This window comes from Peribacillus sp. SRI_006, from assembly GCF_057586375.1.
Genome location: NZ_JBYCZT010000036.1, coordinates 1 through 6,622, shown reverse-complemented (window position 1 = coordinate 6,622; position 6,622 = coordinate 1). Strand labels below are relative to the sequence as shown.

General features: G+C 32.8%; 10 protein-coding genes. All 10 read left to right on the top strand.

The genetic code is table 11. The features are described 5' to 3' along the window. Window positions 1-400 precede the first annotated feature (400 nt). The 10 genes from AC2YHV_RS27465 to AC2YHV_RS27420 all read left to right on the top strand — a co-directional run bounded on the left by AC2YHV_RS27465 (window position 401) and on the right by AC2YHV_RS27420 (window position 6,554). On the top strand, window positions 401-760 hold the full coding sequence (locus AC2YHV_RS27465; RefSeq protein WP_487374592.1) for a hypothetical protein: 360 nt from the start codon (window positions 401-403) through the stop codon (window positions 758-760). A gap of 326 nt (window positions 761-1,086) precedes the next feature. Then, on the top strand, window positions 1,087-1,374 hold the full coding sequence (locus AC2YHV_RS27460) for a UPF0715 family protein (protein WP_487374591.1): 288 nt from the start codon (window positions 1,087-1,089) through the stop codon (window positions 1,372-1,374). 169 nt (window positions 1,375-1,543) lie between these two features. Then, entirely contained in the window at window positions 1,544-2,632 is a 1,089-nt protein-coding gene (locus AC2YHV_RS27455) for an MFS transporter (RefSeq protein WP_487374590.1), read from the top strand. 389 nt (window positions 2,633-3,021) lie between these two features. After that, window positions 3,022-3,315 carry a hypothetical protein gene (locus AC2YHV_RS27450; RefSeq protein ID WP_487374589.1) on the top strand — a complete coding sequence of 98 codons (294 nt, stop codon included), beginning with the start codon at window positions 3,022-3,024 and terminating at the stop codon, window positions 3,313-3,315. Between the two features lie 182 nt (window positions 3,316-3,497). Continuing rightward, a complete protein-coding gene (locus AC2YHV_RS27445; protein ID WP_487374588.1) occupies window positions 3,498-4,067 on the top strand; it encodes a nucleotidyltransferase domain-containing protein in 570 nt (189 codons plus the stop codon). 59 nt (window positions 4,068-4,126) lie between these two features. Next, entirely contained in the window at window positions 4,127-4,543 is a 417-nt protein-coding gene (locus tag AC2YHV_RS27440; protein ID WP_487374587.1) for a DUF4304 domain-containing protein, read from the top strand. Window positions 4,544-4,774: 231 nt separating this feature from the next. After that, entirely contained in the window at window positions 4,775-4,987 is a 213-nt protein-coding gene (locus tag AC2YHV_RS27435; RefSeq protein ID WP_061465124.1) for a helix-turn-helix transcriptional regulator, read from the top strand. Next, a complete protein-coding gene (locus AC2YHV_RS27430) occupies window positions 4,977-5,402 on the top strand; it encodes a hypothetical protein (protein ID WP_487374586.1) in 426 nt (141 codons plus the stop codon). Before AC2YHV_RS27435 ends, AC2YHV_RS27430 begins: the two co-directional genes overlap by 11 nt. A 281-nt stretch (window positions 5,403-5,683) precedes the next feature. Further along, window positions 5,684-5,905: a hypothetical protein gene (locus tag AC2YHV_RS27425; RefSeq protein WP_487374585.1), complete on the top strand. Its 222-nt coding sequence runs from the start codon at window positions 5,684-5,686 to the stop codon at window positions 5,903-5,905. A 316-nt stretch (window positions 5,906-6,221) separates the two neighbouring features. Beyond that, on the top strand, window positions 6,222-6,554 hold the full coding sequence (locus tag AC2YHV_RS27420; RefSeq protein ID WP_487374584.1) for a YolC/YozM family protein: 333 nt from the start codon (window positions 6,222-6,224) through the stop codon (window positions 6,552-6,554). The last annotated feature ends 68 nt before the right edge of the window (window positions 6,555-6,622 follow it).

Genomic DNA, 6,622 nt, shown 5'->3' with positions numbered 1-6,622 from the left:
GTTAGTTCTATAAGGAATGCTGTTAAATGATATTAAGTTTAAAACATAATAAAGTCGTTTAAAAACATCAGTCATGTTTTTCCATTAAAGGGCCAGATTGTGGAGGTTGTACTTAAACGAGGTAGGATTGTTTAAGATCCACTATATTTTTTAAAGTACCTCTATCTAATTAGAGATACTTTTTTATTTCATTAAAAGAGAAGAGGATATTAGTTAAACGATACAAATACATCAATATAAAACAATTATTTATTGCAAAACGATAAATAATTGTTTTATAATAACAATAAATAAAGTAGGTGCTTCTTTATGGACTGGTGCCTATCTTAAAAAAAGGATTGCACCATTTCGTTAAAGAGACAGAGTCATTGAATAATTCAATGCGAAAGGAGTATGCTTTTTGGGGTTAACTTCGATTTTAATTGGACTTTTTGGAGCTATATTAGTTATTATCTTCGTTTTTCCATTACTAATGGTTAGAAAATATGGGAAAGGTTCACCTCCTTATAAGTGGTCTTATTGTATATTCGGTCTATTAATTATCAATTGGATATTATACATTACAGGTTTTTATACATTGCTTTCTGTTAATGTTGCAGACTTAATTTTTATCCCAATATGGTTTATTGTTTGTGCTTTAGGTGGCTTATTTACAATATTTGAGTTTAAGAACAACAAAGCCTTTGCGGTTCCCCTTGCTGGTTTTACTTTTATTAGCTTTGTTTTCGCTTTATTCATAAACGGTATATCACAGATGTAACGGTGAAGTAAGTATGCAACAAAAGGGCGCGATTCTTTAATAAGAATCGCTTTTCATAATGAACTAACGGGTGCGTTAGCTGAAGATCAGAGCTGTCTTTAAGGCAGCTTTTTCTTCTGCAACTATCGGGGCAGATTAGTTGAAGAAATGATATTATTATGGAAAAAAGTAACATGACATTTGGAAGGTTGAGAAAAATTGGAGATTTGGAAATTAAGTGAAAAAGTATCGAAAATTAGCGATGTAATACCTTATTATTTTGTTAGTCTATTCTTGTCTTGTATCTCTTTTTCTGTTTTTATAATTGTAGTTAGTGGAGAACCCTCTTGGTTGCAGTTAATGCCTGTTATTATTCTTTTTATGTTGTTATACCTTATTTACTTTTTGCAGTACCATTACAGATTATATTTAATAAACGCCCGAGAAAATTTAATATGTTTTATCTTTTAATTTACACGGTGCTTTCTTTTGTAGCAGTATTTTTATTTAATGTAATGTTATTTAGAGTTGAACCTACATATTTAGTTAAAACCCAAATATATTACGGTTTTAGTTTTGCAGCAGCTGCTATTTATTGGTTTTGGGATTCTGTCTTCTTACAAAAGAAAAACTGAAATATCCTAGTTCTTCAGCTAACAGGGTGCGTTAGCTGAAGATCAGAGCTGTTTTTAAGGCAGCTTTTTCTTATAGAACTAAAGGGGCAGGTTAGCTCAAGAAGAAAACACGTATTTAATGATATAATCATAAAAAATTAGATGGGTAGATTTATCAATAGGAGATATTATGAAAAGAATACCGTTTTATAGTTTCTGGTTTGCTAAGACAAGCATAGCCCTTGCTGATGTCATTTACATTATGGTAATTACCACATTTATATATCAAAAAACTGATTCTGCATTAATGGCTTCATTATTTCCTTTATTCAAAGCCTTGGCTAATTTAATTGCTGGTCTAACATCACCATTACTTTATAAAAAGTTTACTTTCTCTAAATTACTTGTGAGTCTTCAAGGTTTGAAGGCTTTAATACTTACTTTCTTACTTCTGGGTTTCTTGCCTATAACTAATCATATTTATGTTCTGTTATTATTTATTTTAGTTATATCTTTTATGGAAGGATGGGGAAATCCGTTACTTAATTCTGTTACACCTAAAATTGTACCGAAAGATAATCTTGTGAAAGCTAACAGTTCTCTATCCATCACAACTCAATCTGTTCAAATAGCTGGGTATAGCTTTACAGGTTTTGCCGTAATAAATTGGGGACATAATTCAACTTTGGCTTTTAATGTAGTATTGCTTTGGGTTTCTGTATTGTCTTTATATATTACATCAAAGTATTTAATTGATAACGATGAAGTTGAAATAGAAAATAAATCCAAATGGGCACTAATGAATGAAGGATGGGGTATTTTATGGCGTAATCAAACTCTTAGAATTGTTACTTTAATGGATGTTATTGAGGGAATGGCAGGTTCCATTTGGATTGGAGCAATAACATTGGTTTATGTAAAAGAAGCCTTAAACCAAGGAGAGCAATGGTGGGGTTTTATTAATGCAAGTTATTATATTGGTGCCATTTTTGGGGGTATAATCACCTTGTTCATAGCTAAAACAATTCAGAAGCACTTGATATTTAGTATGGTAATTGGTTCGTTTTTATTTAGTATTTTCACATTAATTTATGGGCTGACGAGTAATCCTATACTGGCTCTTCTGCTTTGTGTTGCAATGGGTCCAGCATACCAAATAAGAGATATAGCTCAACAAACTGCATTTCAGGTAAATATTCAAGGACCAAACATTTACCAAAGGTGTATGCATCCCAAGGTATCCTATTATCAACTGTTACAGGTGTATCCATTTTTCTAATGGGTTTCATTGCTGACTTTGTTGGAGTACGAGCTGTATATATATTCGGTTCAATCCTAATCTTTATTTCTGCTATATTATCTTTTACTTTAGTTAAGGCAAACAAAAAGAAATTTTCTACTGTTGATTTTAAATCATAAAAAAATGAAGATCTTCTTCAACTAACGGGTGCTTTAGCGTTAAGATCAGAGCTGTCTTTAAGGCAGCTCTTTCTTTATGCAACTATCGGGGCAGGTTAGTTGAACAAGGATAATCCACAATTTGAATAGAATATGTAGAAAACAAATAGTTGTTTGGAGTATCGATCCAAATAACAACCTATGAAGGAAGGGTAAGTAAAATGAAGAAAATGGTTGGTTGGACACTTACTTTAGCTACGCTTTTGATAGGTGGAGTCACTTATTATTTTAACGTTATCTCTATACGAACCATCCAAAGATGCATTTGACTTCCCAGTTCCTAAAAATGCTGAGCTAGTCCAGGAAAATGAACAAGGGAAAAGTTATGATTGGTCAAAAGCATCGGAAGAAAATGGCATACCATTTGGATATGAATTAGTCCTTAAAGCGAATGGATGGAAAAAGGGAGAAAGAGAAGGGGCTTCCGTTTTTTACACAAAAGGAAATCATAAAATAGATTTGATTTCTACAACGAAGCATTTAAACATCCTTAAAGTGAATTAATATAAAGGAAATATCTTATTCAGCTAACAGGTGCGTTAGTTGAGAAACGGGGCCGCCATTTGGTGGCCTTTTTCTTATAGAACTATAGGGGCAGGATAGTTGCATAAAGATTCAGTAAAGAGGTTTTTCAAAATAGAAAAAGAATAGATAAGGATATAAGTTTTTAAGTCTGGGGGATTCATATGCCATTTGAGCAATGTCATAGCATTACTTCTTTAATGTCAGGGTTTAATAAAACGTGGTTCTTTGCAGGTGGTTGGGCAATTGACCTTTTTATCGGCAGAGAAACAAGAGAACATCAAGATATAGAGATTGCACTATTTCGAGAAGACCAATTATATCTGAAGGAATATCTTAAAGAATGGGATTTTAAAAAGGTTATTAAAGGTAAATTCTACACTTGGGAAAATGAGTTTTTAGAGTTACCTATTCACGAAATACACGCTTTGAATAAGTCAAATGGAGATAAATTAGAAGTTCTTCTAAATGAAACAAAGGAAAATGATTGGAAATTCAGAAGGGATTTAACGATTTCCCATCCACTTAAGTCAGTTTGGAGTTATTCTGATACAGGCATTCCTTATCTAAATCTAGAAATTGTACTTTTATATAAAGTAAAAAACACAAGAGAAAAAGACCATCAAGACTTTATGGCGATAATAGACAAACTAGATAATCAGAGGAAAAAAAGGCTTCATTACGCTATACAATTGCACGAACCAGAACACAAATGGCTTCAATTCTTAACATAATGTCATAAAGAACTAAAGGGGCAGGATAGTTGAACAACAAAAGGAAGGAGAAAGCAAAAATGGCTTTGAATGAAAGAAAAATGATGGATAATGCCTTGAAAAAAGTTGTGATACCAGTTTTAAGAAAACTAGAATTTAAAGGCTCATTACCTCACTTTAGAAGAAAAAATGAAAATAATATAGATTTAATTACTTTCCAATTCAACAGATGGGGTGGTTCATTTATTGTTGAATTGGCGACTTGCCCAACAGAAGGTGTAGCAATGTATTGGGGTGAACAAATCCCACCTAACAAAGTTACTGCCCATCATATATACAAACGTTTAAGGTTAGGAGCAGAATCGGAAGATGAAGATGGGATATGGTTTGATTTTGAGAATGCAAAAACAGAAGAAGATTTTGAAAAAGTTGCTTCGAGTGTTTTACGTTCATTTAATACATCAGACCGTTTATGGATTTCCAAGTTATTCAACTAACAGGTGCGTTAGTTCATTTAGGAACACAAAAATGATTAAACTTTGTTTCAAAGCTACGGCATAAACGATTATTTCTAAGATGAGAAAACCCCTTGGCCGACAAGGGGTTTTAGTTTTGATTGGTTCCTTTAAGAGTGATTATATTATTTTTTTATGGAAAGTAAACTTTACACATATACCTTTTTATGTTAATTTTACGGAAAGTTTACTTTCCGTATTAGAGGTGGTTAGTTGAAAAATAAGCTAGAAATAATCCGAAAACAGCATGGAGTTAAACAGGAGGAACTTGCCGCAGCCTTAGAGGTATCTAGACAAACGATTGGGTCTTTAGAAAATGGGCGATATAACCCTTCAATAATTCTAGCTTTTAAGATTGCACGTTATTTTAATTTAAGCATTGAAGAAATTTTTATCTACGAGGAGGAAATAAATAATGAAAAATAAGGCACTTTGGATTTTAACCTTCAGTGGAATTGTCTTAATATCATTTGGAATATTCGTAACTTTTCCTGTGGCAAATGAGATTCGTTCCATATTTATCCGTCCGGATCTAGTTTCCATAGCTATTATTTTTACTGGGGTCTTTCTCACCTTTTCTGGAGTAACATCTATTTCAAGTGAAAGATTTAAAACTAAAGCACAAGAGATTGAAGAAAATGATGAGCGTAATATAAAAATCAATCAATTTGCAAAGTCTAAAGCCTTTGATTTTATGTCCATTTTATTTGGTATTGGTTTATTATTTTTAGCATTGCTAGGTTATATGAATAGGGTGTCTTTTTTCTTTTTAATTAGTTTGTATTTTATTAGTTATTTTTATTTTCTTTTTCAAAACTGGCTAATCAGAAAAGCTATTTAACCTAATTACGGTTAAAAATGTTTTATACAAATCGAGCCGACGGACTATAAAGGACCTAACTATAATGTGTCCACTATACCAACCCCATAATGTGCTTTACTTTAATAAGGGAGTTGCTTTTGCAGTTCATTTTCTTATGGAACTATCGGGGCAGGATAGTTCTACAAGTACAGTGTATTCGAACTGTGAATTACAAAGTAACTACGGTATTATACTTTTTGTAAACTCAACCATATGATGTATAATTTCCCTATCACAATATCTGTAAAGGGGTTTGTCGTTTGAAAAGTAAAGTACTGTTGGCCTTATGTCTTTGTATTCTCTTTACATTAGCAATTGGGTGCAAAAAAGAGTACAAGGGTGAGTATATCCGATGGGGCGAAAAAACCAATAGTAATGCAACAGAGTTATTGAAAAAAAACGGAATTCCATACCAAATTAAAGATGGCATGATTTATATTCCTGAAGATGCCATGGATAAATCTATTTACTGCTGTTCGTAACACCAGAAATCAATGATTAGTATAGTATTTAGTTGAAAGACTGCTACTATACTTCTCTCGATTTCCTCTTCTGCACAGTTTGTGTCTACTCTGCGATGCGATAAGTCATGAACTAACGGGTGCTTTTGCTGAAGATAAGAGCTGTCTTAAAAGCAGCTTTTTCTTATGTCCCTAACGGGAAGGTTAGTTTAATAAGAGAGAAGTCTATTTTATGTCGCTTTTGATCATCTAAATATCAGATAGTTTTACAGATAGATAAATATGATAAAGTTAAAAGGATGCAGAATAGACAGAATTTTGGATAAGGAGATATAAAGTGAAGAAATTAAAAAAACGATTCTTACTAGGGTTAGGTGTGCTGATGGCCGCGTATATACTTTTTTTAGTCTATGATTACTTAGACAATCAGAAAAAGGTAGAACAGAGCCGAGCATTCATGGAAGAAAGCAATAAGGTAATTAATGAATATGATATTATATCGCTCGGAGTCAACCCAAGTAACAAAACGATTAAAGTCCATGTGCCGATAGAAGAAGAACAACGGAATGAACTGGCCTATTCTTTGGCTCTAATCGCCCAAAAGCATGGCATGGGAGATTTTGAAGTCATAGTTAGAGCTATAAGAGATGGGTACCCAATTTCCAATTGAAATCCTTGTGAAGGATTACTTAAACTAACGGGTGCGTTAGCTGAAGATCGGAGCTGTCTTTAAGGCAG

Excerpts from the sequence above, each read along its gene's own strand:
- AC2YHV_RS27455 (WP_487374590.1), top strand. The coding sequence starts at position 1,544 with ATGAAAAGAATACCGTTTTATAGTTTCTGGTTTGCTAAGACAAGCATA.
- AC2YHV_RS27445 (WP_487374588.1), top strand. The coding sequence starts at position 3,498 with ATGCCATTTGAGCAATGTCATAGCATTACTTCTTTAATGTCAGGGTTT.
- AC2YHV_RS27440 (WP_487374587.1), top strand. The coding sequence starts at position 4,127 with ATGGCTTTGAATGAAAGAAAAATGATGGATAATGCCTTGAAAAAAGTT.
- AC2YHV_RS27430 (WP_487374586.1), top strand. The coding sequence starts at position 4,977 with ATGAAAAATAAGGCACTTTGGATTTTAACCTTCAGTGGAATTGTCTTA.